This window comes from Pseudomonas sp. BF-R-19 (genome assembly GCF_019956445.1).
Lineage (GTDB): Bacteria > Pseudomonadota > Gammaproteobacteria > Pseudomonadales > Pseudomonadaceae > Aquipseudomonas > Aquipseudomonas fluorescens_BH.
This window is the reverse complement of the sequence record NZ_JAHBDN010000048.1, coordinates 80,503-102,990: the sequence shown is the minus strand read 5'-3', so window position 1 is coordinate 102,990 and position 22,488 is coordinate 80,503. Positions and strand designations below refer to the sequence as shown.

General features: G+C 60.0%; 24 protein-coding genes. 16 read left to right on the top strand and 8 right to left on the bottom strand.

Annotated features, from left to right (window positions below):
* The first annotated feature begins 7 nt into the window (after positions 1 to 7).
* The 8 genes from KGB28_RS12195 (at position 8) to KGB28_RS12160 (ending at position 5,437) form a co-directional block, all read left to right on the top strand.
* Positions 8 to 598 (top strand): YggT family protein, encoded by a 591-nt coding sequence (locus KGB28_RS12195; RefSeq protein ID WP_223445326.1) that lies wholly within the window; start codon positions 8 to 10, stop codon positions 596 to 598.
* 4 nt (positions 599 to 602) lie between these two features.
* Positions 603 to 896: a DUF167 domain-containing protein gene (locus KGB28_RS12190; RefSeq protein ID WP_223445324.1), complete on the top strand. Its 294-nt coding sequence runs from the start codon at positions 603 to 605 to the stop codon at positions 894 to 896.
* A 184-nt stretch (positions 897 to 1,080) separates the two neighbouring features.
* Positions 1,081 to 2,220 (top strand): homoserine O-succinyltransferase MetX, encoded by a 1,140-nt coding sequence (gene metX / locus KGB28_RS12185; protein ID WP_223445322.1) that lies wholly within the window; start codon positions 1,081 to 1,083, stop codon positions 2,218 to 2,220.
* A gap of 7 nt (positions 2,221 to 2,227) precedes the next feature.
* Positions 2,228 to 2,848 (top strand): methionine biosynthesis protein MetW, encoded by a 621-nt coding sequence (gene metW, locus KGB28_RS12180; protein WP_223445320.1) that lies wholly within the window; start codon positions 2,228 to 2,230, stop codon positions 2,846 to 2,848.
* A gap of 26 nt (positions 2,849 to 2,874) precedes the next feature.
* On the top strand, positions 2,875 to 3,309 hold the full coding sequence (locus KGB28_RS12175; protein ID WP_223445318.1) for a DUF4426 domain-containing protein: 435 nt from the start codon (positions 2,875 to 2,877) through the stop codon (positions 3,307 to 3,309).
* Positions 3,306 to 3,902: an RdgB/HAM1 family non-canonical purine NTP pyrophosphatase gene (rdgB, locus tag KGB28_RS12170; protein WP_223445316.1), complete on the top strand. Its 597-nt coding sequence runs from the start codon at positions 3,306 to 3,308 to the stop codon at positions 3,900 to 3,902. Before KGB28_RS12175 ends, rdgB begins: the two co-directional genes overlap by 4 nt.
* Complete coding sequence (gene hemW / locus KGB28_RS12165; RefSeq protein ID WP_223445314.1) at positions 3,899 to 5,104, top strand: radical SAM family heme chaperone HemW; 1,206 nt, start codon at positions 3,899 to 3,901, stop codon at positions 5,102 to 5,104. Before rdgB ends, hemW begins: the two co-directional genes overlap by 4 nt.
* Before the next feature lie 9 nt (positions 5,105 to 5,113).
* A complete protein-coding gene (locus KGB28_RS12160; protein ID WP_223445312.1) occupies positions 5,114 to 5,437 on the top strand; it encodes a DUF3392 domain-containing protein in 324 nt (107 codons plus the stop codon).
* A 131-nt stretch (positions 5,438 to 5,568) separates the two neighbouring features.
* On the opposite strand, the gene trmB is transcribed toward KGB28_RS12160, so the two are convergent.
* From trmB to KGB28_RS12140, 4 genes are all read right to left on the bottom strand, one after another.
* Positions 5,569 to 6,294 (bottom strand): tRNA (guanosine(46)-N7)-methyltransferase TrmB, encoded by a 726-nt coding sequence (gene trmB, locus KGB28_RS12155; RefSeq protein WP_007975392.1) that lies wholly within the window; start codon positions 6,292 to 6,294, stop codon positions 5,569 to 5,571.
* 9 nt (positions 6,295 to 6,303) lie between these two features.
* Positions 6,304 to 7,098, bottom strand: a complete 795-nt coding sequence (locus KGB28_RS12150; RefSeq protein ID WP_223445310.1) for a thiazole synthase — start codon at positions 7,096 to 7,098, stop codon at positions 6,304 to 6,306.
* Between the two features lie 190 nt (positions 7,099 to 7,288).
* Positions 7,289 to 7,489, bottom strand: a complete 201-nt coding sequence (gene thiS, locus KGB28_RS12145; protein WP_162184594.1) for a sulfur carrier protein ThiS — start codon at positions 7,487 to 7,489, stop codon at positions 7,289 to 7,291.
* 178 nt (positions 7,490 to 7,667) lie between these two features.
* Positions 7,668 to 8,036 (bottom strand): DUF423 domain-containing protein, encoded by a 369-nt coding sequence (locus KGB28_RS12140; RefSeq protein ID WP_223445308.1) that lies wholly within the window; start codon positions 8,034 to 8,036, stop codon positions 7,668 to 7,670.
* Between the two features lie 74 nt (positions 8,037 to 8,110).
* Between KGB28_RS12140 and mtgA the strand changes: the two genes are divergently transcribed.
* On the top strand, positions 8,111 to 8,833 hold the full coding sequence (gene mtgA, locus KGB28_RS12135) for a monofunctional biosynthetic peptidoglycan transglycosylase (protein ID WP_223445305.1): 723 nt from the start codon (positions 8,111 to 8,113) through the stop codon (positions 8,831 to 8,833).
* Positions 8,834 to 8,995: 162 nt separating this feature from the next.
* Here the strand turns inward: mtgA and rpoH are convergent, their stop codons facing one another.
* From rpoH to ftsY, 4 genes are all read right to left on the bottom strand, one after another.
* Positions 8,996 to 9,850 (bottom strand): RNA polymerase sigma factor RpoH, encoded by an 855-nt coding sequence (gene rpoH / locus KGB28_RS12130; protein WP_007975386.1) that lies wholly within the window; start codon positions 9,848 to 9,850, stop codon positions 8,996 to 8,998.
* A 120-nt stretch (positions 9,851 to 9,970) separates the two neighbouring features.
* Complete coding sequence (gene ftsX, locus KGB28_RS12125; protein ID WP_223445303.1) at positions 9,971 to 10,993, bottom strand: permease-like cell division protein FtsX; 1,023 nt, start codon at positions 10,991 to 10,993, stop codon at positions 9,971 to 9,973.
* Positions 10,990 to 11,661 carry a cell division ATP-binding protein FtsE gene (gene ftsE / locus KGB28_RS12120; RefSeq protein WP_007975383.1) on the bottom strand — a complete coding sequence of 224 codons (672 nt, stop codon included), beginning with the start codon at positions 11,659 to 11,661 and terminating at the stop codon, positions 10,990 to 10,992. Before ftsE ends, ftsX begins: the two co-directional genes overlap by 4 nt.
* Positions 11,658 to 13,178 (bottom strand): signal recognition particle-docking protein FtsY, encoded by a 1,521-nt coding sequence (gene ftsY, locus KGB28_RS12115; RefSeq protein ID WP_223445295.1) that lies wholly within the window; start codon positions 13,176 to 13,178, stop codon positions 11,658 to 11,660. Before ftsY ends, ftsE begins: the two co-directional genes overlap by 4 nt.
* 343 nt (positions 13,179 to 13,521) lie before the next feature.
* Between ftsY and KGB28_RS12110 the strand changes: the two genes are divergently transcribed.
* From KGB28_RS12110 to KGB28_RS12080, 7 genes are all read left to right on the top strand, one after another.
* The gene (locus KGB28_RS12110; protein ID WP_223445288.1) at positions 13,522 to 14,877 is read left to right on the top strand and encodes a M16 family metallopeptidase; all 1,356 of its coding nucleotides are present in this window, start codon (positions 13,522 to 13,524) and stop codon (positions 14,875 to 14,877) included.
* Positions 14,870 to 16,360: a M16 family metallopeptidase gene (locus KGB28_RS12105; RefSeq protein WP_223445286.1), complete on the top strand. Its 1,491-nt coding sequence runs from the start codon at positions 14,870 to 14,872 to the stop codon at positions 16,358 to 16,360. Before KGB28_RS12110 ends, KGB28_RS12105 begins: the two co-directional genes overlap by 8 nt.
* The gene (rsmD, locus tag KGB28_RS12100) at positions 16,360 to 16,956 is read left to right on the top strand and encodes a 16S rRNA (guanine(966)-N(2))-methyltransferase RsmD (protein ID WP_223445284.1); all 597 of its coding nucleotides are present in this window, start codon (positions 16,360 to 16,362) and stop codon (positions 16,954 to 16,956) included. Before KGB28_RS12105 ends, rsmD begins: the two co-directional genes overlap by 1 nt.
* Positions 16,957 to 17,083: 127 nt before the next feature.
* Positions 17,084 to 18,430: a M16 family metallopeptidase gene (locus KGB28_RS12095; RefSeq protein WP_223445276.1), complete on the top strand. Its 1,347-nt coding sequence runs from the start codon at positions 17,084 to 17,086 to the stop codon at positions 18,428 to 18,430.
* Entirely contained in the window at positions 18,423 to 19,874 is a 1,452-nt protein-coding gene (locus KGB28_RS12090) for a M16 family metallopeptidase (protein ID WP_223445274.1), read from the top strand. Before KGB28_RS12095 ends, KGB28_RS12090 begins: the two co-directional genes overlap by 8 nt.
* A gap of 158 nt (positions 19,875 to 20,032) precedes the next feature.
* Positions 20,033 to 21,304 carry a M16 family metallopeptidase gene (locus KGB28_RS12085; RefSeq protein ID WP_223445272.1) on the top strand — a complete coding sequence of 424 codons (1,272 nt, stop codon included), beginning with the start codon at positions 20,033 to 20,035 and terminating at the stop codon, positions 21,302 to 21,304.
* Between the two features lie 196 nt (positions 21,305 to 21,500).
* Positions 21,501 to 22,487 carry a hydrolase gene (locus KGB28_RS12080; RefSeq protein ID WP_223445270.1) on the top strand — a complete coding sequence of 329 codons (987 nt, stop codon included), beginning with the start codon at positions 21,501 to 21,503 and terminating at the stop codon, positions 22,485 to 22,487.
* The last annotated feature ends 1 nt before the right edge of the window (position 22,488 follow it).

Here is a 22,488-nt window from a genome sequence, read left to right as displayed (position 1 = left end):
GCTTTTCATGATTGGATTGAACACCGCAGCGGTCTACGTGCTGCAAACCCTCGGCAGCCTGTACCTGCTGATCGTGCTGATGCGCTTCGTACTGCAACTGGTGCGGGCGAACTTCTACAACCCGATCTGCCAGTTCATCGTCAAGGCCACTCAGCCACTGCTCAAGCCGCTGCGCCGGATCATCCCGAGCGTGTTCGGCCTGGACATGTCCTCGCTGGTGCTGGCGATCCTGGTGCAACTGGCGCTGATGGCCCTGACCCTGCTGCTGACCTACGGCACCACTGGCAACCCGCTGCAACTGCTGATCTGGTCGATCATCGGCGTGACCGCGCTGTTCATGAAGATTTTCTTCTTCGCCCTGATCATCAGCGTGATCCTGTCCTGGGTCGCTCCGGGCAGCCATAACCCGGGCGCCGAACTGGTGAACGACGTCTGCGAGCCGGCCCTGGCGCCGTTCCGCAAGTTCCTGCCGAACCTGGGCGGCCTGGATCTGTCGCCGATCTTTGCGTTCCTGGCACTCAAGCTGATCGACATGCTGGTGATCAACAACCTAGCCGCCATGACCATGATGCCGGAAATCCTCCGCGTGTTGATCTGACCCGGTGAGCTGGTTTCGCTGGGACGGTGACGACCTGATTCTGGAGTGCCACCTGCAACCGGCAGCCCGCAGTGATGATTTCTGCGGGCTGCACGGCGATCGCCTGAAGATCCGCCTGACCGCGCCGCCGGTCGAGGGCAAGGCAAACGCGTATCTGATGGCGTTTCTGGCCAAGGCCTTTGGCGTGTCCAAGAGCCAGGTGAGCCTGATCAGCGGTGAGTTGAACCGGCAGAAACGGGTGCGAATCTGCTCGCCGAAGAAGTTGCCGGATTTGCCAGATCTGGTGCGTCCAGTCTGATCCACCGAGTTGCCTCATTCGCGAGCAAGCCCGCTCCCACAGGGGAACGCATTCCAATGTGGGAGCGGGCTTGCTCGCGAATGGCGCACCTCGGTCTTACTGAATGAAATCAGGCCCGGCCTTTGCTTGCCGCTAACCCCAGCGGTCTTTAGACTTACGCCTCATTTCAATGAGAGCAGGGTCGATGCCAGCTGCCTTTCCCCCCGATTCTGTTGGTCTGGTGACGCCGCAAGTGGCGCACTTCAGCGAACCCCTGGCGTTGGCCTGCGGACGTTCGCTTCCGGCCTACGACCTGATTTACGAAACCTACGGCACGCTCAACGCCACGGCGAGCAACGCCGTGCTGATCTGCCACGCCCTGTCCGGTCACCACCACGCCGCTGGCTACCACAGCGCCGACGACCGCAAACCCGGTTGGTGGGACAGTTGCATCGGTCCCGGCAAGCCGATCGACACCAGCAAGTTCTTCGTGGTCAGCCTGAACAACCTCGGTGGCTGCAACGGTTCCACCGGCCCGAGCAGCATCAACCCAGAGACTGGCAAGCCGTTCGGCGCCGACTTTCCGGTATTGACCGTGGAAGACTGGGTGCACAGTCAGGCGCGCCTGGCCGATCGTCTCGGTATCGCCCAGTTCGCGGCCGTGATCGGCGGCAGCCTCGGCGGCATGCAGGCGATGCAATGGAGCATCACCTACCCTGACCGCATCCGTCACTGCCTGGCCATCGCCTCGGCGCCCAAGCTGTCGGCACAGAACATCGCGTTCAACGAAGTGGCACGCCAGGCGATTCTCACCGATCCGGAATTCCACGGCGGTTCGTTCCAGGAACACAACGTGATCCCCAAGCGCGGCCTGATGCTGGCGCGGATGGTCGGGCACATCACCTACCTGTCCGACGACTCCATGGGCGAAAAATTCGGCCGCGGGCTCAAGAGCGAGAAGCTCAACTACGACTTCCACAGCGTCGAGTTCCAGGTCGAAAGCTACCTGCGCTATCAGGGCGAAGAGTTCTCCGGGCGCTTCGATGCCAACACGTATCTGTTGATGACCAAAGCCCTCGATTACTTCGATCCGGCAGCGAACTTCGACGATAACCTGGCGAAAACCTTTGAAGGTGCAAAAGCCAAGTTCTGCGTGATGTCGTTCACCACCGACTGGCGCTTCTCCCCCGCCCGCTCGCGGGAACTGGTGGATGCGCTGATGGCCGCGCGCAAAGACGTCTGCTACCTCGAGATCGACGCTCCGCAAGGCCACGACGCCTTCCTGATTCCGATCCCGCGCTACCTGCAGGCATTCGGCAATTACATGAACCGCATTACGTTGTGAGAAAGCCATGAGAGCTGATCTGGAAATCATCCAGGAATGGATCCCCGCCGGCAGCCGCGTGCTTGACCTCGGGTGCGGCGATGGCGAACTGCTGACCTGGCTGCGCGATAACAAGCAAGTCACCGGTTATGGCCTGGAAAACGACGCCGACAACATCGCCGAGTGCGTGGCTAAGGGCATCAACGTCATCGAACAGGACCTGGACAAGGGCCTTGGCAACTTTGCCAGCAACAGTTTCGATGTCGTGGTCATGACCCAGGCGCTGCAAGCGGTGCACTACCCGGACAAGATCCTCGAGGAAATGCTGCGCGTCGGCCGTCAGTGCATCATCACTTTCCCGAACTTCGGTCACTGGCGCTGCCGCTGGTACCTGGCGAGCAAGGGCCGTATGCCGGTTTCCGAGTTCCTGCCGTACACCTGGTACAACACGCCGAACATTCACTTCTGCACCTTCGCGGACTTTGAAGCCTTGTGTCGCGAACGTGAGGCGAAGGTCATTGATCGGCTTGCCGTGGATCAACAGCATCGGCACGGGTGGGCCAGCAAGCTATGGCCTAATCTGTTAGGTGAGATCGGCATCTACCGGGTCAGCAGCCCGGGACTTGCCGACCACAAGGTCGCAGTCTGATCCACACTATTTCAAGGAGAACGATCATGGGTCGTCTAGCGTTGCTTCTACTCACTGCCTGCCTGAGCGTCACCGCCATGGCCGCCGACGCCATCAAGAGCGAACGCAAGGAAACCTTCGGCGACGTGACGGTGCACTACAACACCTTCAACTCCACCTACCTGCTACCGGACGTTGCCAAGGCCGCCCAGCTGACGCGCAGCAAGGATCAGGGCGTGATCAACATTTCGGTGATCAAGGCCGGCACGCCGATGACGGCCGAGGTCAGCGGCACCGTCAAAGACCTGACCAGCCAAAGCTACACACTGAACTTCAAACAGGTCACCGAGCAAGGAGCGATCTACTACATCGCCCAATACCCGGTACCCCAGCAGGAAATCCGCACCTTCGACATCAAGGTGCAGACCGGCGACAAGATCAACACCATCAATTTCAACCAAGAGCTCTTCCCTGGCCAATGATCAACTTCACGCAACTCGTATTGGCCAGCCATAACGCCGGCAAACTCAAGGAACTCCAGGCCATGCTCGGCGAGTCGGTGCATCTGCGCTCGATCGGCGAGTTCAGCAGCGTCGAGCCTGAAGAAACTGGTTTGTCGTTCGTCGAGAACGCCATCCTCAAGGCCCGCAATGCCGCGCGCATCTCCGGCCTGCCGGCGCTGGCCGACGATTCCGGGCTGGCGGTGGATTTCCTTGGCGGTGCGCCGGGTATCTACTCGGCGCGTTATGCCGACGGCAAGGGCGATGCGGCGAACAACGCCAAGCTGCTCGACGTATTGAAAGACGTGCCTGAAGCCGAACGTGGCGCGCAGTTCGTGTGCGTGCTGGCACTGGTGCGCCACGCCGATGATCCGTTGCCGATCCTCTGTGAAGGTTTGTGGCACGGGCGAATCCTGACCCAGGCCAGCGGCGAACACGGTTTTGGCTACGACCCGCTGTTCTGGGTGCCGGAGCGCAATTGCTCCAGCGCCGAGCTGGGTCCTGGCGACAAGAACCAGATCAGCCACCGCGCCCGTGCAATGGATCTGCTGCGCCAGCGTCTGGGCTTGAAATGACCCGTGAATCCTCCGCGTCGCCGCTGATCTTCGGCGGCGACGCTCAATCGCCTCGGGCAGCCCTGCCTGTGCTGCCGCCGCTGGCGCTGTATATCCATATCCCGTGGTGCGTGCGCAAATGCCCTTATTGCGACTTCAACTCCCACACCGCCAGCCCCGTGCTGCCGGAAGAAGAGTACGTCGACGCATTGCTGGCCGATCTCGATCAGGACCTGCACGCCGTTTATGGTCGTGAGCTGAGCTCGATTTTCTTTGGTGGCGGCACGCCAAGCCTGTTCAGCGCTGATTCGCTGGGTCGCTTGCTCAAAGGCGTCGAACAGCGCATCCCGTTTGCCAGCGACATCGAAATCACGCTGGAAGCCAATCCGGGGACGTTCGAGCAAGACAAGTTCGTGGCGTACCGGAAACTGGGGATCAATCGCCTGTCGATCGGCATCCAGAGCTTTCAACAAGAAAAGCTCGAGGCCTTGGGGCGGATTCACAACGGTGACGAAGCCGTACGCGCCGCCGGCATGGCGCGACAGGCCGGGTTCGACAACTTCAATCTGGACTTGATGCATGGCTTGCCGAATCAGTCACTGGACGATGCCTTGGCCGACCTGCGCACAGCCATCGCCCTGAAACCGACACACCTGTCGTGGTATCAACTGACCCTGGAACCGAACACCGTGTTCTGGAACCAGCCGCCGACGCTGCCGGAAGACGACACGCTGTGGGACATCCAGGAAGCCGGGCAAGCGCTGCTGGCTGAACACGGTTACGCGCAATATGAAGTCTCGGCCTATGCCCTGCCCGGTCGCCCGGCGCGCCACAACCTCAATTACTGGAGTTTTGGCGACTTCATCGGCATCGGTGCCGGCGCCCACGGCAAGCTCAGCCATCCGGACGGGCGCATCATTCGCACCTGGAAGACCCGCCTGCCAAAGGATTACCTGAATCCGGCGAAAAGCTTCAAGGCTGGCGAGAAAGCGCTGACCAACGATGAAATGCCGTTCGAATTCCTGATGAACGCGTTGCGCCTGACTGAAGGCGTCGAATCGCGGCTGTACCCGGAACGTACCGGCATGACGCTGGAAAGCCTTGCTGAAGGCCGCCGTGAAGCCGAACAAAGCGGCCTGTTGCAGGTCGAACCGTCACGCCTGGTAGCTACCGAGCGCGGACAACTCTTCCTCAACGACTTGCTGCAAAAATTTCTGACATAAGGAAATCGAATGGATTTGGTACTCGACCTGCTTGCCACCATGTCTCGCTGGAGCCGCAGCAACCTCTCGGAAATCGCCCTGGCCCTGGTGGGCTGCCTGCTGGTGCTGTTCGGTGCGGATTTCAAAGGCTGGGTCGAGCAGCGTCTGGGCAGCATCGCCGGCGCCTTGCGCGTGCCACTGATGTCCCTTCTGTGCCTGATCGGCAGCGGCGCGGCGCTGATCTACGCCACGCCGTGGGTCGTGCGCGGCTTGAGCCAGTTCAACAACTACAGCCTGGCGCCGGTGTTGCTGGTGGTGCTGGTGTTGATTGGCGTAGTAGCCGACCGCCGCTGATTTAAGCCACACCCTAAAACAACTGTGGGAGCGGGCTTGCTCGCGAAGAGGCCGTGTCAGTCGACATAAATGTTGAATGACACACCGCTTTCGCGACCAAGCCCGCTCCCACATTTTTTACTGTGTAAGTCTTAAGACTGTTTTTCGAACTTCAAATCCCACACGCCATGCCCAAGACGTTCGCCACGGCGTTCGAACTTGGTGATCGGCCGCTCGGCCGGGCGTGGCACGCACTTGCCGTCTTCAGCCAGGTTGCGGTAACCCGGCGCAACATTCATCACTTCCAGCATGTACTCAGCGTACGGTTCCCAGTCAGTGGCCATGTGCAGAATGCCGCCGACTTTCAACTTGCTGCGCACCAGCTCAGCGAAGGACGCCTGAACAATACGACGCTTGTGGTGACGGCTCTTGTGCCACGGATCCGGGAAAAACAGCATCAGGCGATCGAGGCTGTTATCGGCCACACAGCGGTTGAGTACTTCGATCGCATCGCAATCGTAGACCCGCAGGTTGGTCAGACCTTGCGTCAGCACGCCATTGAGCAGCGCGCCGACACCCGGACGGTGCACTTCCACGCCAATGAAGTCCTGATCCGGCGCAGCGGCAGCCATTTCCAGCAGCGAATGGCCCATGCCGAAACCGATTTCCAGCGAGCGCGGTGCCGAGCGACCGAACACCTGGTCGAAATCTACTGGCGCGTCGGCCAGCGGCAGCACGAACAGCGGAGTGCCCTGCTCCAGGCCCTTTTGCTGGCCTTCGGTCATGCGCCCGGCGCGCATCACGAAACTCTTGATGCGGCGGTGTTGGCGCTCGTCGCCTTCTTCCGTCTGGATTGGCGTGTCGTTCGATTCAGTCATCAATGGCTCTTACTTGATCAGACCATCCAGCGGCGAAGAGGCGCTGGCATAGAGTTTTTTCGGCATGCGGCCGGCGAGGTAAGCCAGGCGTCCTGCGACAATCGCATGTTTCATGGCTTCAGCCATCATGATCGGCTGCTGGGCATGGGCGATGGCCGAGTTCATCAGCACCGCATCACAACCCAGTTCCATGGCGATGGTGGCGTCGGAAGCAGTACCGACACCGGCATCCACCAATACTGGAATCTTGGCTTCTTCAAGAATGATCTGCAGGTTGTACGGATTGCAGATCCCCAGCCCCGAACCGATCAAACCAGCGAGCGGCATGACGGCGATACAGCCGATTTCCGCCAATTGACGGGCGATGATCGGATCATCACTGGTGTAAACCATCACGTCGAAGCCTTCCTTGACCAGCGTTTCGGCGGCCTTGAGGGTTTCGATCACGTTGGGAAACAGGGTTTTCTGGTCGGCCAGCACTTCCAGCTTCACCAGGTTATGGCCGTCGAGCAGTTCACGGGCCAGACGGCAAGTGCGCACGGCTTCGATGGCGTCGTAGCAACCGGCAGTGTTGGGCAGGAAGGTGTAGCGATCCGGCGACAGCACTTCGAGCAGGTTCGGCTCGCCCTCGATCTGGCCAAGGTTGGTGCGGCGCACGGCGAAGGTGACGATCTCGGCACCCGAGGCTTCGATGGCCAGGCGGGTTTCTTCCATGTCATGGTACTTGCCGGTACCGACCAGCAAACGCGACTGGTAAGTACGACCGGCCAGGACGAAAGGCTTGTCGCTGCGAACGATGCTCATGGGAAATCCTCTGTAGGGGTGAGGTTCTTGCAGAATTCCTTATTAACCAAACGCTGTGAAAACGTCGCAAGCGAAGGAAAGACAAGGCAAAAACAGGCGAGGAAGCGGAGTTTACGGGTTGTAAATGAGCATTCCGAGCCTGTTTTTAACGCAGTATTTCCGAGCGCAGCAGTTTTCACAGTGTTTGGGGCTAGCCGCCGCCGATGGCGTGCACCACTTCGACGTTGTCGCCGTCGTTCAACGCGGTGTCTGCATGCTGACTGCGCGGGACGATGTCCAGATTGAGTTCGACCGCCACCCGGCGTCCGGTCAGGTCCAGACGGGTCAGCAGGGCCGCAACGGTTTCACCGTCGGGCAGTTCAAGGGATTCGCCGTTCAACTGAATGCGCATGCCGGATGCCGCCATCATTTTTAGGGGCTGGCATTCTAGCCCGATCAGTCAGGCTGACCCAAGCCATTCGTCGCTATGGACCTTGTAGGAGCGAGCTTGCTCGCGATGGACGTCAACGATAACGCGAGTTTCCTGATTAAACGCGTTGCTCTGACGTTTTTCGCGAGCGAGCTCGCTCCTACAGTCGCCAGGCGGCAAGTCCGAGGCAAAACCAGCCCACCAGGAAGGCCAGGCCACCGAACGGAGTGATGATGCCGAGCTTGCTGATGCCCGTCAGCGTCAACACATACAGGCTGCCGGAGAACAGCAGGATACCGATGACAAACGACGCTGCGGCCCAGGTGGCGAGTCGACCGGGAATTTGCGTGGCCAGCGCGGCGACACCGAGCAACGCCAGGGCGTGCACCAGCTGATAGGTGACACCGGTATGGAAGATCGCCAGGTACTCGGCGCTCAGGCGGCTCTTCAGGCCATGGGCGGCAAAGGCGCCGAGGCCGACACCGGCGAAGCCGAAAAAAGCGGCCAGCATCAGAAAGCCACGCAGCATGCAGAACTCCAGTCAGTTTCGATCCAAAGGGTCTGTATAATGGCCCGCTCAACGGGTTCGGCCAAGCCATCTCTATGCTGCGTATCTATTTCCGTCATTTCTCCAAGGCCGTGCTCTGGTTCATGGGTGGCAGCGTATTGTTGGTGCTGATCTTTCGCGTGGTGCCGCCACCGGGGACGACGCTGATGGTCGAACGCAAGATCGAATCCTGGTTTGACGGCGAACCCATCGACCTGCAACGGACCTGGACACCCTGGGACGAGATCTCCGACGACCTGAAAGTCGCGGTGATTGCCGGCGAAGACCAGAAATTCCCGGAGCACTGGGGCTTCGATATCGGCGCGATTCAGGCGGCGTTTGCCCATAACGAGCGCGGCGGTTCGATCCGTGGCGCCAGCACCCTCAGCCAGCAAGTCTCGAAAAACCTGTTCCTGTGGTCTGGTCGCAGCTGGCTGCGCAAAGGCCTGGAAGCCTGGTTCACCGGACTGATCGAAGTGTTCTGGCCCAAGCAGCGAATTCTTGAGGTGTACCTCAACAGTGTCGAGTGGGATGACGGCGTGTTTGGCGCTGAAGCGGCGGCTCGGCATCACTTTGGCGTGAGCGCCAAAGGCCTCAGCCGCCAGCAATCGAGCTTGCTGGCGGCCGTTCTGCCCAACCCGCGAGTATGGAGTGCGAGCCATCCAACCGCTTACGTGGCGCGGCGGGCAGGCTGGATTCGTCGGCAGATGAGCCAACTCGGTGGCGACAGCTATCTGGTCGGACTGAACGATTCGCGCCGGGCGCCTTGGGCCGAATAACTGATCCCAATTTTTCAGACCCTGAAAACCACTGTGGGAGCGGGCTTGCTCGCGATGACGGCCTGACATTCAACTTTTATATTGAATGTTCGGACCTCATCGCGAGCAAGCTCGCTCCCACAGGATCAATGACCGGGGCGTTTTTTATTACCTGCTCGCCGGTTACGCAGCGATCGACAACTTGAGCTTGTTCATCGCGCTCTTCTCGAGTTGGCGAATACGCTCGGCCGACACGTTGTACTTCTGCGCCAGGTCGTGCAGCGTGGCTTTTTCTTCCGCCAGCCAGCGCTGGTAGAGAATGTCACGGCTACGGTCGTCCAGCACTTCCAGGGCTTCGTGCAGGTTGTGGTTGGAGTTGTCGCTCCAGTCGGCATCTTCCAGTTGACGGGCCGGGTCGTACCGGTGGTCTTCCAGATAGTTGGCCGGCGACTGGAAAGCACTGTCGTCGTCCGCTTCGGCAGCCGGGTCGAAGGCCATGTCATGGCCAGTCAGGCGGCTTTCCATCTCGCGCACTTCCCGAGGCTCTACACCCAGGCTTTCCGCCACACGGTGGACTTCCTCGTTGTTCAGCCAGGCCAGACGCTTCTTCTGGCTGCGCAGGTTGAAGAACAACTTGCGCTGGGCCTTGGTGGTCGCGACTTTCACGATGCGCCAGTTGCGCAGGATGAACTCGTGGATTTCCGCCTTGATCCAGTGCACGGCAAAGGACACCAGGCGCACGCCCATTTCCGGGTTGAAGCGCTTCACGGCCTTCATCAGGCCGACGTTGCCTTCCTGGATCAGGTCAGCCTGAGCCAGGCCGTAGCCGGAATAGCTACGGGCGATATGTACGACAAAACGCAGGTGGGCGAGCACCATCTGCCGAGCCGCCCCCAAATCCTGCTCATAATAGAGACTCTCGGCCAGTTCACGCTCCTGCTCCGGCGACAGCAATGGAATGCTGTTGACGGTGTGCACATAGGCCTCCAGGTTCGCACCCGGGACCAGAGCATATGCAGGTTGCAAAGAATTGGTCATACGAAAAAACCTCCGACTTACAAACTCGTGCAGTTCAGCACTGCGAAAATTGACCGGAAACCGAAAGACAAGTTCCCAAAAACCCAAAAACGCTGAAAGGTCAATACGAGCAAAATGATACTACTTAGGCGCAAGCTCCCTCAGGTGGCGTGCGACTGCAATCCATGCACCGATATACCCCAACAGCACCGCGCCAAGCAAGAGAGACAGACCGTCGGCAACTGGCACTCCAGCCAGCGCAAAATCACTGCCGTACAAACCGGCCAGCCCCACCACCGCGTCGTTCAGCCAGTCAAGGCCGAACGCCAGTACGCCCCAGGACAAAATCCCCGCACCGAAGCCATACAGCGCCCCCATATACAGAAAGGGCCTGCGTACATAGCTGTCAGTGCCGCCGACCAGTTTAATCACTTCTATCTCTGTGCGGCGGTTTTCAATATGAAGACGAATGGTATTGCCTATCACCAAAAGTAATGCAGAAACCAGAAGCACGGTCAGACCGAAGACAAAACGGTCACCCAGCTTGAGGATGGCTGCCAGACGCTCGACCCAGACTAAATCAAGTTGCGCCTGTTGTACCTTCGGCAGCTCGGATAGTTTTTGTCTTAATGCTTCAAGGGCCGGCTTGTCGACTTCGCTCGGCGTCACCAGGACCACGCCCGGCAGCGGGTTCTCCGGCAACTCCTTGAGCGCCTCGCCCAGACCGGACTGTTGCTGGAACTCTTCCAGCGCCTGCTCCCGGCCAACATATTCGGCATCGGCGACGCCAGGCATGCCCTTGATCTGATCGCGCAGCGATTCGCCTTCGGCCGGTTTAGCCTCAAGATCCAGATACAGGGAAATCTGCGCCGCGCGCTGCCAGGAACCGCCAAGGCGCTCGACGTTACTTAGCAAAAGTGACAGCCCCATGGGCAAACTCAGGGCTACCGCCATCACCATGCAGGTGAAAAAACTGCCGATGGGCTGCTTGCCCAGGCGGCGCAGGCTGTCCACCAGACTGGCGCGATGGCTTTCGATCCAGGCGCGGAACAACGTGGCAAAGTCCGGCCCGTCGTCATCATCGCGTTTTTTCTTTTGCGGCTGCGGATCGGCGGCCTTCGGGGCCACACGCTCGGAAACCTTGGGGCTACGTGTTGCACTCATACCGCGGCCTCCCCGTCACCGATCAATCGACCGCGTTGCAGCGTCAGCATGCGGTGGCGCATGCGGGCGATCAGGGCCAGGTCGTGACTGGCGATCAGCACGCTGGTACCCAGGCGATTGATGTCTTCGAACACGCCCATGATCTCGGCGGCCAGACGCGGGTCGAGGTTACCGGTCGGTTCATCCGCCAGCAGTAAGGCCGGACGATGAACGATGGCGCGGGCGATGCCGACGCGCTGCTGCTGACCGGTGGACAGGTCGCCCGGGTACAAGTCGGTTTTATCCGACAGCGCCACGCGCTCCAGTGCCGAGTCCACGCGCTTGGCGATCTCGGCCTTGGACAGCCCCAGGATCTGCAAAGGCAACGCGACGTTATTGAACACCGTGCGATCGAACAGCAACTGGTGATTCTGGAACACCACGCCGATCTGCCGGCGCAAGAAAGGAATCTGTGCGTTGCTGATGGTGCTCAGGTCTTGCCCGGCGAGCAGCAGCTTGCCGCTGGTCGGGCGCTCCATCGCCAGCAACAGGCGCAACAGCGTGGATTTACCGGCGCCGGAATGGCCGGTGACAAACAAGAACTCGCCACGACGGACTCGAAAGCTCAGCTCATGCAAGCCGACGTGACCGTTCGGGTAGCGCTTACCGACCTGTTCGAAACGAATCATGAACGCTCCCGCTCGGCAAACAATGCCTGGACAAAGGGTTCTGCTTCAAAGGTACGCAAATCGTCGATGCCTTCGCCGACGCCAATGTAGCGAATCGGCAGGCCGAATTGCTTGGCCAGGGCGAAAATCACCCCACCCTTGGCGGTGCCGTCGAGCTTGGTCAGCGCCAGGCCGGTCAGTTCGACGGTCTGGTTGAATTGCTTGGCCTGGTTGATGGCGTTCTGGCCGGTGCCGGCGTCAAGCACCAACAGCACTTCGTGAGGAGCGTCGGCGTCGAGCTTGCCGATCACCCGGCGAACCTTTTTCAGCTCTTCCATCAGGTTGTCTTTGGTGTGCAGGCGGCCGGCGGTGTCGGCGATCAGCACATCAATGCCACGGGCCTTGGCGGCCTGCACGGCGTCGAAGATCACCGAGGCCGAGTCGGCGCCAGTGTGCTGCGCGATCACCGGGATCTTGTTGCGCTCACCCCAGACCTGCAATTGCTCCACCGCCGCGGCACGGAAGGTGTCGCCAGCGGCGAGCATGACTTTCTTGCCTTCCAGCTGCAGCTTCTTCGCCAGCTTGCCGATGGTGGTGGTCTTGCCGGCACCGTTGACGCCGACCACCAGAATCACGAACGGCTTGTTCTGCGAGGTGACTTTCAGCGGCTGCTCGACCGGTTTGAGCATCGCCGCCAGCTCGGCTTGCAGGGATTTGTACAGGGCATCGGCGTCGGCCAGCTCCTTGCGCGCAACCTTCTGCGTCAGACGCTGAATGATCACCGAGGTGGCTTCGACACCAACGTCGGCGGTCAGCAATCGGGTTTCGAGGTCTTCGAGCAGTTCGTCATCAATGACCTTTTTGCCCAGGAACAGGCTGGCCATGCCTTCGCCGATACTGGCGCTGGTCTTGGACAGGCCCTGCTTGAGGCGGGCGAAGAAACCGGCCTTGGTTTCTTCGGTGCGTACCGGCTCGACCGGGGTTTCGACGGGTGCCGCGATCGGCTCAGCAATCGGAGCGGGTGCAGGTGCTTGAGCAACCGGAGCAACCGGAGCAACCGGAGCAACGAATACCGGAACCTCAGGCTGGCTGACAACGGGCACAGGCTCGGCCACGACGACCGGTTCAACAATCGGTTCGACCACAGGCGCGTGAGCCGGTGCAGGCGTAAACGTTGCCGGAGCCGGAATCGGTGGCGTCACGTGAGGAGCCAAGTCATTTTCGACCAATGCCACCGGCTCCTCCGCCACGGGCAAGGTCAGCCATGGCTCGGCAGTCGGAGTCAGCGGCGCTTCGATAATTTCGCTGACAGGCTCAACAACAGTTTCAGCCTGCGCTTGCAGTACCGGCTCGGAAACCGGCAGAACAACCGGCGCGGGCGCTTCTTCTATTACCGGGACCGGCATCGGCGCTGGTTCAGGAATGGCTTGTGGCTGTTCGACGACGGGTTCCTGCGGCTTTTTGCGCAGCCATCCGAACAGGCTTTTCTTCTCGCCAGCCGCAGCTGGGGTCTTCTTGTCGTCGTTGGAACCAAACATGGAGGACGGCTATCTCACGGTAGCGACGCGCCAATGGCGCCCCGGCAAATAAATATTCGATGCAGAACAGACTGTGTTTCACCCAGCTTGTTCACGCGCAACATTTTGTCGAGGTGCTCGTCGGCGCCTCAAGGAATCGATTTCTCATAGGACTAAAGCAGCAAAATCGGCGAAAACGCGGAATTCAGTTGATAAACATCCACCTTCCGTCGCAAACCCATTCAACCTGATCAAGCATAAAGGCCTGATAGGCGTGGCCGCCGCTAAAACGGATCAGTATCCTAGCACCCTCTCGCCCGCTGACGCTAAGAACAAGCGGGCAGCCCCAAAGGTTTGAAAACGAATGAATGCTCTTGCCCGCCGCGCCGCAGGCCTGCTGCTCAGCACAGTTTGCCTGCCCCTTTCGGCCCTGGCTGCCGACCCGCAACCCACCCACGAATTCACTCTCGACAATGGCTTGAAGGTGGTTGTGCGCGAAGACCATCGTGCACCTGTTGTGGTTTCCCAGGTCTGGTACAAGGTCGGCTCCAGCTACGAGACGCCGGGCAATACCGGCCTGTCCCACGCCCTGGAACACATGATGTTCAAGGGCAGCGAGAAAGTCGGCCCCGGCGAAGCGTCACTGATCCTGCGTGACCTCGGCGCCGAAGAGAACGCCTTCACCAGCGATGACTTCACCGCGTACTACCAGGTGCTGGCCCGGGATCGCCTGGGCGTGGCTTTCGAGCTGGAGGCCGACCGCATGGCCAGCCTGCGCCTGCCGGCCGACGAGTTCGCCAAGGAAATCGAGGTCATCAAGGAAGAACGTCGCCTTCGTACCGACGACAAGCCAATGTCCAAGGCCTACGAGCGCTTCAAGGCCATGGCCTACCCGGCCAGCGGCTATCACACGCCGACTATCGGCTGGATGGCCGACCTTGAGCGGATGAAAGTCGAAGAGCTGCGCCACTGGTACGAAACCTGGTACGTGCCCAACAACGCCACGCTGGTGGTGGTCGGCGATGTCACCCCGGACGAAGTCAAAACCCTGGCCCAACGCTATTTCGGCCCGATCGCCAAGCGTGATGTGCCGGCCGCGAAAAAACCGCTGGAACTGGCCGAACCGGGCGAGCGCCAGATCACTCTGCACGTGCAGACCCAACTGCCTAGCCTGATGCTGGCCTTCAACGTGCCGAGCATCGCCACCACCGACGACAAACGCCTGGTCAATGCCCTGCGGCTGATCTCGGCACTGCTTGACGGTGGCTACAGCGGACGCATCCCGACGCAACTGGAGCGCGGCGAAGAACTGGTGTCCGGTGGTTCGTCGAGTTACGACGCCTACACCCGTGGCGACAGCCTCTTCACCCTGTCGGCATCGCCAAACTCACAGAAACACAAGACCATCGCCCAGGCGCAAGCCGGTTTGTGGAAGCTGCTCGACCAGCTGAAAACCACCGCGCCAACCGCTGAAGAGCTGGAACGGGTCCGCGCACAAGTCATCGCCGGCCTGGTCTTCGAGCGCGACTCGATCACCAGCCAGGCCACGGCCATCGGCCAACTGGAAACCGTCGGCCTGTCATGGAAACTGATGGACACCGAACTGGCCGATCTGGAAAGCGTCACACCGGAAGATATCCAGAAAGCCGCCAAGCTTTATTTCACCCGCGAACGTCTCAGCGTCGCCCATGTACTGCCTCTGGAGACGACTCATGAGTGAGCGTAAACCCTCCCGCCTGGCCCTGATCGGCCTGGTCGCCGTCGCCGTTATCGGTTCCGCCGCGTTCTATCTGTCGCGCTCCGGTGAAACCAATGCCAGCGAAGCCCTGGACAAGGCCAGGGCCAGCCAGAAACTGCAATCGCTGACCGAGCTCAACGGCAAGGCACCGGAACACCGCAAGCTGGACGTGCAGACCTGGAACACCGCCGAAGGCACCAAGGTGCTGTTTGTCGAAGCCCATGAGCTGCCGATGTTCGACATGCGCCTGATCTTCGCCGCCGGCAGTAGCCAGGACGGCGATGCACCGGGCGTGGCGGTGTTGACCAACGCCATGCTCAACGAAGGCGTGGCCGGCAAAGACGTCGGTGCCATTGCCCAGGGCTTCGAAGGCCTGGGCGCCGATTTCGGCAACGGCGCGTTCAAGGACATGGCAATCGCTTCGCTGCGCAGCCTGAGTGCCAAGGACAAGCGCGAGCCGGCCCTGAAACTGTTCGCCGAAGTCATCGGCAAGCCGACTTTCCCTGCCGATTCGCTGGCCCGCATCAAGAACCAGATGCTCGCCGGTTTCGAATACCAGAAACAGAACCCCGGCAAACTGGCGAGCCTGGAACTGATGAACCGCTTGTACGGCGATCACCCGTACGCACACGCCAGCGACGGCACGGCGAAAACCGTACCGGCGATCACCCAGGCACAGCTCCGTGCTTTCCACGAGAAAGCCTACGCAGCCGGTAACGTGGTGATCGCACTGGTCGGCGATCTGCCCCGCGCGGAAGCCGAAGCGATTGCCGCACAGGTTTCCAGTGCCTTGCCCAAAGGCCCGGACTTGCCGAAAATCGCGCAGCCCGTCGAACCCAAGGCCAGCGTCGGCCATATCGAGTTCCCGTCCAAGCAGACCAACCTGATGCTCGCGCAATTGGGCATCGACCGCGACGACCCGGACTACGCGGCGTTGTCCATGGGTAACCAGATTCTCGGTGGCGGCGGCTTCGGCACCCGCTTGATGAGCGAAGTGCGCGAGAAGCGTGGCCTGACTTACGGCGTGTATTCGGGCTTCACCCCGATGCAGGTACGCGGCCCGTTCATGATCAACCTGCAAACCCGCGCCGAGATGAGCGAGGGCACCCTGAAACTGGTGCAGGATGTACTGGCCGACTATCTTAAAACCGGCCCGACCGAAAAAGAGCTGGACGACGCCAAGCGCGAACTGGCCGGCAGCTTCCCGCTGTCCACCGCGAGTAACGCCGATATCGTTGGCCAGCTTGGCGCCATCGGTTTTTACAACTTGCCGTTGAGTCACCTGGAAGACTTCATGCAGCAGTCCCAGGCCTTGACCGTCGAGCAGGTCAAAGCAGCCATGAACAAACACCTGAGCACGGACAAGATGGTCATCGTCAGCGCTGGCCCGACCGTGCCGCAAAAGCCGTTACCGGCCCCTACTGATAAACCTTCCGAGCAGCCGCTCGGGGTTCCGGAGCATTAATGGCCCATCCTAAAAAACCCGCCAAAAACGTCCATAACGGCGTGAACCAGCTACGCATCATCGGCGGCGAATGGCGCAGCCGGAAGCTGAGCTTCCCCGATGCCCCGGGCCTGCGTCCGACGCCGGACCGCGTGCGTGAAACCCTGTTCAACTGGCTCGCACCTTACGTGCCGGGCGCCAAGGTGCTCGACCCGTTCACCGGCAGCGGCGCGCTGTTCCTCGAAGCCTTGTCCCGTGGCGCGGCCATGGGCCAGGCGCTGGACGCCAGCAATATCGCGGTATCCAGCCTGAAAGAGCACCTGGGGACGTTGCGATGCACCAACGGCCACGTCCAGACCGCCGATGCCCTGCGCTACCTGGAAACCCAGACCGCAACGGCCTACGACCTGGTATTCCTCGATCCGCCGTTCAACCAGGACCTGTTGCCCGCCGTTTGCAAGTTGCTCGAAGAGCGCCAATGGCTGGCCGAAGATGCCTGGGTGTACACCGAAAGCGAGTCCGCGCCGTCGACCCTGAGCCTGCCGGAGAACTGGCGCCTGCACCGGGAGCAGAAATCCGGACGCGTGTATTACTCGTTGTGGCAGCGCAGCGCCTGACATTTCGACGAGACGACTGCCCCAAACCTGGGTTGTGAGGTGCACTACATAGTTACCGCCTGACATCCTTACGGATCATCCACAGTGGTTTGCGCAATTACCTGCAAACCACTGAGGATGAACACGGATGAACATCTCCCGCAGCCTATTCATGCTGCCCTTTATCGCCTGGCTACCGCTCATGGCCAGCGCGGCGACACCCCCTGCGACGCAAGACTTCGTGCTGGATAACGGCCTCAAGGTTGTCGTGCGCGAGGACCACCGCTCCCCCATCGTCACCGCCCAACTCTGGATCAAGGTCGGTTCAAGCTACGAACCACCCGGCCAATCCGGCCTGTCCCACGCCCTCGAACACATGGTCTACAAAGGCAGCAGCAAGGCCTGCGCCGGCGAGTTCGCGGCGATACTGGATAAACTGGGCGCCCGCCAAAACGCATCTACCGGCACCGATTTCACGGTTTTTTACCAGACACTGCCTTCCGGCCGCACGGGCGTCGCGTTCGAAATACTGGCCGACCTGATGAGTACGGCCGAGCTGGATGCACAGGACTTCACACCGGAGCTCAAGGTCATTCAGGAGGAGCGCCGGATGCGCGTTGATGATGAAATCACCGTGTCCGCTCATGAACGACTGAACAGCATCGCCCACCCGGCCAGCGGCTACCGCACCCCGACGATTGGCTGGATGCACGATCTGCAACGCATGAACGCCGTGCAATTGCAGCAGTGGTATCAGGCCTGGTATTCGCCAAGCAATGCGACGCTGGTGGTCGTTGGCGATGTTGCGCCTGAGCGGATCAAGGCCTTGGCACAAAAGCACTTCGGCCATCTTGAGCGGCGCGCGACTCCCGTGGCGCCTGCCCCCGTCGAGCTGGCTTCTGCCGGTGAGCGGTCACTGACCCTGCACGCGCCGGTAGCGTCCCCGCGCCTGATCATGAGCTTCAACGCGCCCAGCCTGGCCACGGCACCGGATCGTCGGACCGCTCATGCCCTGCGTTTGCTCGATATGTTACTGGCCGGATCCAGTAGCGCGCGGATCAAACAGCAACTGCAACTGAGCGAGGCGATATTCACTGAGGCCCACTCAGAGTACGACGCCTTCAATCGCGGCGATTCGTTGCTGACCATCAGCACCCAGCTCAACCCGGACAAACTCAATGACTCTGACGAAGCCCTCGCCCGTCTGTGGCAAGTGATCGAATCACTGAAGAGCAAGGCACCGGAACCGACAGAACTGGTGCGCGCGAAAAACCTTGTGATCGCTAACACGGTTTATGCGCAGGATGATCTGGAAGGGCAGGCCCACACCTTGGGCCTGCTGGAAACCATCGGCCTGGACTGGCGGCTGGCCGATCAGGATACGGATGAGCTGAACAAGGTCACGCCCCTGGATATTCAACAAGTCGCCAAGACGTACCTGACGCGCGAGCGCCTGAGTACCGCGAAAATCTTGCCGGAGAAAAACAATGGATAAGCTCAAAGGCCTCATCAATGGATTGATCCTGGCCGGCATTCTGTTGAGTGCACAGGCCACTGCCACTGCAACCACGGCGCCCCAGAAGCCAGTGCTGCAATCGCTCAACGAACCACAGACGCCGGCGACCCACCGCACACTGCCGATCAAGGGTTACAAAACCCTCAGCGGTACGAAGATCCTGTTCATCCGCACCCCTGGCCTGCCGATGTTCGATGCCCTTGTGAGCTTTGCCGCCGGCAGCGCCCGCACCCCGCATCAACCCGGCCTGGCCGCGGTCACCTATAGCCTTTTGAATGAGGGCGTAGCTGGCAAGGACGTCAATGCCATACGGGCGACGTTCGATAATCTGGGGGCAAGGATGGATATGGGTATCAGCCAGGACCGGACCTGGTTTTCCCTGCGTAGCCTGAGTGACGAATCACGGCGTACTCCAGCCCTGGAGCTGCTTGCCCAGGTACTCGGCAAGCCGCTGTTGCCGCAAGAGTCCCTGCCTGCGGTGAAATCCCAATTGCAGTACTTTCTGGACCGTGAAGATCAGTCCCATACCGCTCAAGCCCGAGAAGTGAACCTCAGTCAGCTGTTTCCCGACCACGGTTATGCTCAGTCCCTCTACGGAACCCGGGCCGGGCTTGCCTCCATCACCCGCACCCAGGCGCAAGACTTTCATCGCGAGGCTTATGCCGCGGGCAATGCCCAGATCACACTGGTCGGCGACCTCACCGAGGAAGAAGCCCAGCGCATCGGTGCGCAGATATCCGCGGCCCTGCCCATGGGACCGGCCACTGCCGCGATCCAGCCAGTGACAAGTCCAGCCGCCCCGAATCTGCTGCGTGTAGAGCGACCATCAACCCAGGCTTACCTGCGCCTTGCCCAGCCAAGTGTCCTGCGAAGCAGTCCGGACTATGTCGCCCTTCACATGGCCAAGTGGATTTTCACCAACCGACTGATGAATGAACTTCGTGAACGCCGAGGCCTGACCTACGACGTTGAAGCGGACCTTTCAGTTCTTCAGGCACAAGGGTTGCTGACCGTTGAATTGCAGACTCGACCAGAGCAGGCCGATGCCGTGCTGTCCCATATCAAGACGATGTTCAGCGACTTTCTCGCCCAAGGGCCGACCCAACAGGAACTCGACGACATCCAACAGCAGCTGGCCGGTAGCGCGCCGTTGAACAGCGCTACCAATATGCAGATTCTGAGACGGTTGCACGCCATCAGCGTACACAATCTGCCGCTGGACCTCGATTTTTCCACGCAAGCGGCCTTGAAGCTGAACCTTGTATCAATCAAAAACGCACTCAGCCGGCATTACCACGCCGAACATTGGCGCGTTGTCATCCTGGGGCCTAAGACAGCTCAACAACCGCTGCCGGCTCCGAGTGAAGGCGCAACCAATTCAATGTGTCGCGTACCGGACATGCAGCAACAAAGTACAACTTGAAAGTCCACTTCGGGAAACATTCATAAGGCCAAGGGAACACGCCGTAACCGCACCCATTGTTCTTAAAACGCAATACATCTGTGTTGGCTGGATCCGCGGCTTTTAGTTCATTGTGTGCGTGCGAAACGACTCGCATGGACGCAATGGACTATTAACGGATGAACATACCAACAAGTAAAATTCCAACTCTACCCACACATGAGTTCTCCCTCGACAATGGCCTCAGGGTCATTGTCCGCGAGGATCACAGAACCCCTCAGGTCGGACTCACACTGGCTTTTGCCGTAGGATCCGATGACGAGCGCCCCGAAGACTTCGGGGTCACTGGTGTATTACAAAATGCACTGATGCCTGACTACGAGGATTTCATCAAAGAAACCGGAGCCATTCATCTAAACCTCGGCGCCCCTGAAAGGCTGAGCGACTGTCTACTGATCGCCACCGAACACCTGGAAAGCGCTCTCAAAATCCAGTCGACCATCATGACGAGCGAACTATCGGATAAATGGCTGCGCACTTGGCTGGACGAAGAACTGCTGCCTAACAAGGAAAAGTCCCTGTTCATATCCGCGATCAGCTTCAGTCCGGAAATCGACGCCCTGATAAACACCGGAAACAGTTACTACAGACCTAACGAAGCGATTGCCGCCAATCTTGAACGCATGACCTTTGAACATCTCAGAAACTGGCGTCAGAGCCGGTATTGCCCCGGCAATGCATGCCTGGTGATTGTCGGCGATGTCGAGATCGAGGAGGCAAGACAATTGGTCGAGCGTCACTTCGGATCGAAAGACCAGCATGTCGCCCCCTTCAGGCCCTTGATAAAAGGACCGTCAGAGCCCGGTTACCGCCAGATAACGCAACGTCTGGAAACCGAATACCCGCTGATGCTCGTCATATTCAACACACAGGGGATGGCAAACGCCCCCGATCCACAATCCGTCAGGGCACTGGAAATACTGGATTCCCTGTTTGAGTCCTCGGCACGTCTGAAGTCATTCGGGAATGACAACCGCTCGACAATTATTGCGACCACCTTTCGACTCAGTCGAGCCAATAACCGATTCATCCTTGCGTTCCACTTCGAGGGTAATCCGCACAAAGCCGAAGCCGATCTGTGGGCATTGCTGGATGACGTCAAGCGCGTGCCGTTCACTCCCGAGGAAATCGAGCCCGCCATCATGCAGGAAAGCTCCGCCCGGCAGGCACTCTATGACACCCCTATTGGACAGTCGGGCGGCATCGGCCATCTTGTTGCAACTGCTCAGCCATGGCAGTTGATCGATCTTGAGGTCGCGCAATTACGCAGCGTCACTACGCAGGATATTCAGCGGGCAGCCAACGCCTACTTCACCCGCGAACGCGCAACCGTCGCTCATGTGTTTCCCATCGAGAAAAATACCCCCGACGTAACCGGGACCCCTGCCTGATCATCAGTTCCGGAAAACCGGCCCCGGTGCTCCCACCGCACAGGGGCCGACTTTCATCGGTCGCGAATCCACCTGGTTTGTGGCAAGTTAGCAACTTGCGGCGCGCACGATACGCCCCATGAATTCCCCTACATTTCGCAAGCAGCGGTCTGCAATTGAACAGCATGCCTCACTACACGCCGCACCCCGATTTCCGATGAAAACCTTCACCCCCGCCTTCGGCCTCGGCAATCCGCACTTGCAAACCTTGTGGGGGCCGCTGTGGCGTAAAACCGTGCACATCGGCCGCGAACGCGAACGTCTTTGGCTTGAAGACGGCGACTTTCTCGACCTCGACTGGCATGGCCCGCACAGCGCCGACGCACCCTTGGTGCTGGTGTTGCACGGACTCACGGGTTCGTCGAATTCGCCTTATGTCGCCGGCATGCAAAAAGCCCTGGGTGACCGAGGCTGGGCCAGCGTTGCGCTGAACTGGCGCGGTTGTTCGGGCGAACCCAACCTGTTGCCGCGCAGCTACCATTCCGGCGCCAGCGAAGACCTGGCCGAAACCATCAGGCACTTGCGGGCCAAACGACCTCTCGCGCCACTGTATGCGGTGGGTTACTCCCTGGGCGGTAATGTCCTGCTCAAGCATTTGGGCGAAACCGGCAGCGACAGCGACCTGACGGGCGCCGTGGCGGTGTCGGTGCCGTTCCGCCTGGACCAGTGCGCCGACCGCATTGGCCAAGGTTTTTCCAAGGTTTACCAGGCGCATTTCATGCGTGAGATGGTCGCCTACATCAAGAACAAGCAGCGACAGTTCCAGCACGACGGACGCGAGGAGGGCCTGGCAGCCTTGGCGGCACTTGGCTCGCTGGAAAACATGCGCACGTTCTGGGACTTCGATGGCCGGGTTACCGCACCGCTGAACGGCTTTGTCGATGCCGAGGATTACTATCGTCGCGCCTCAAGCCGCTATTTCCTTGGCGAAATTCGTACGCCGACCTTGATGATTCAGGCTGCCGACGACCCCTTCGTGTTTCCCCACAGCCTGCCGCACGTCGATGAGTTGTCCGCTTGCACGCAATTCGAACTGCAAGCCAAGGGCGGGCATGTCGGCTTCGTCGACGGTACGCTCAGGCAACCGGGTTACTACCTGGAACGACGCATCCCCGAGTGGCTGGCCGCCACAGGGCGCACTTGAA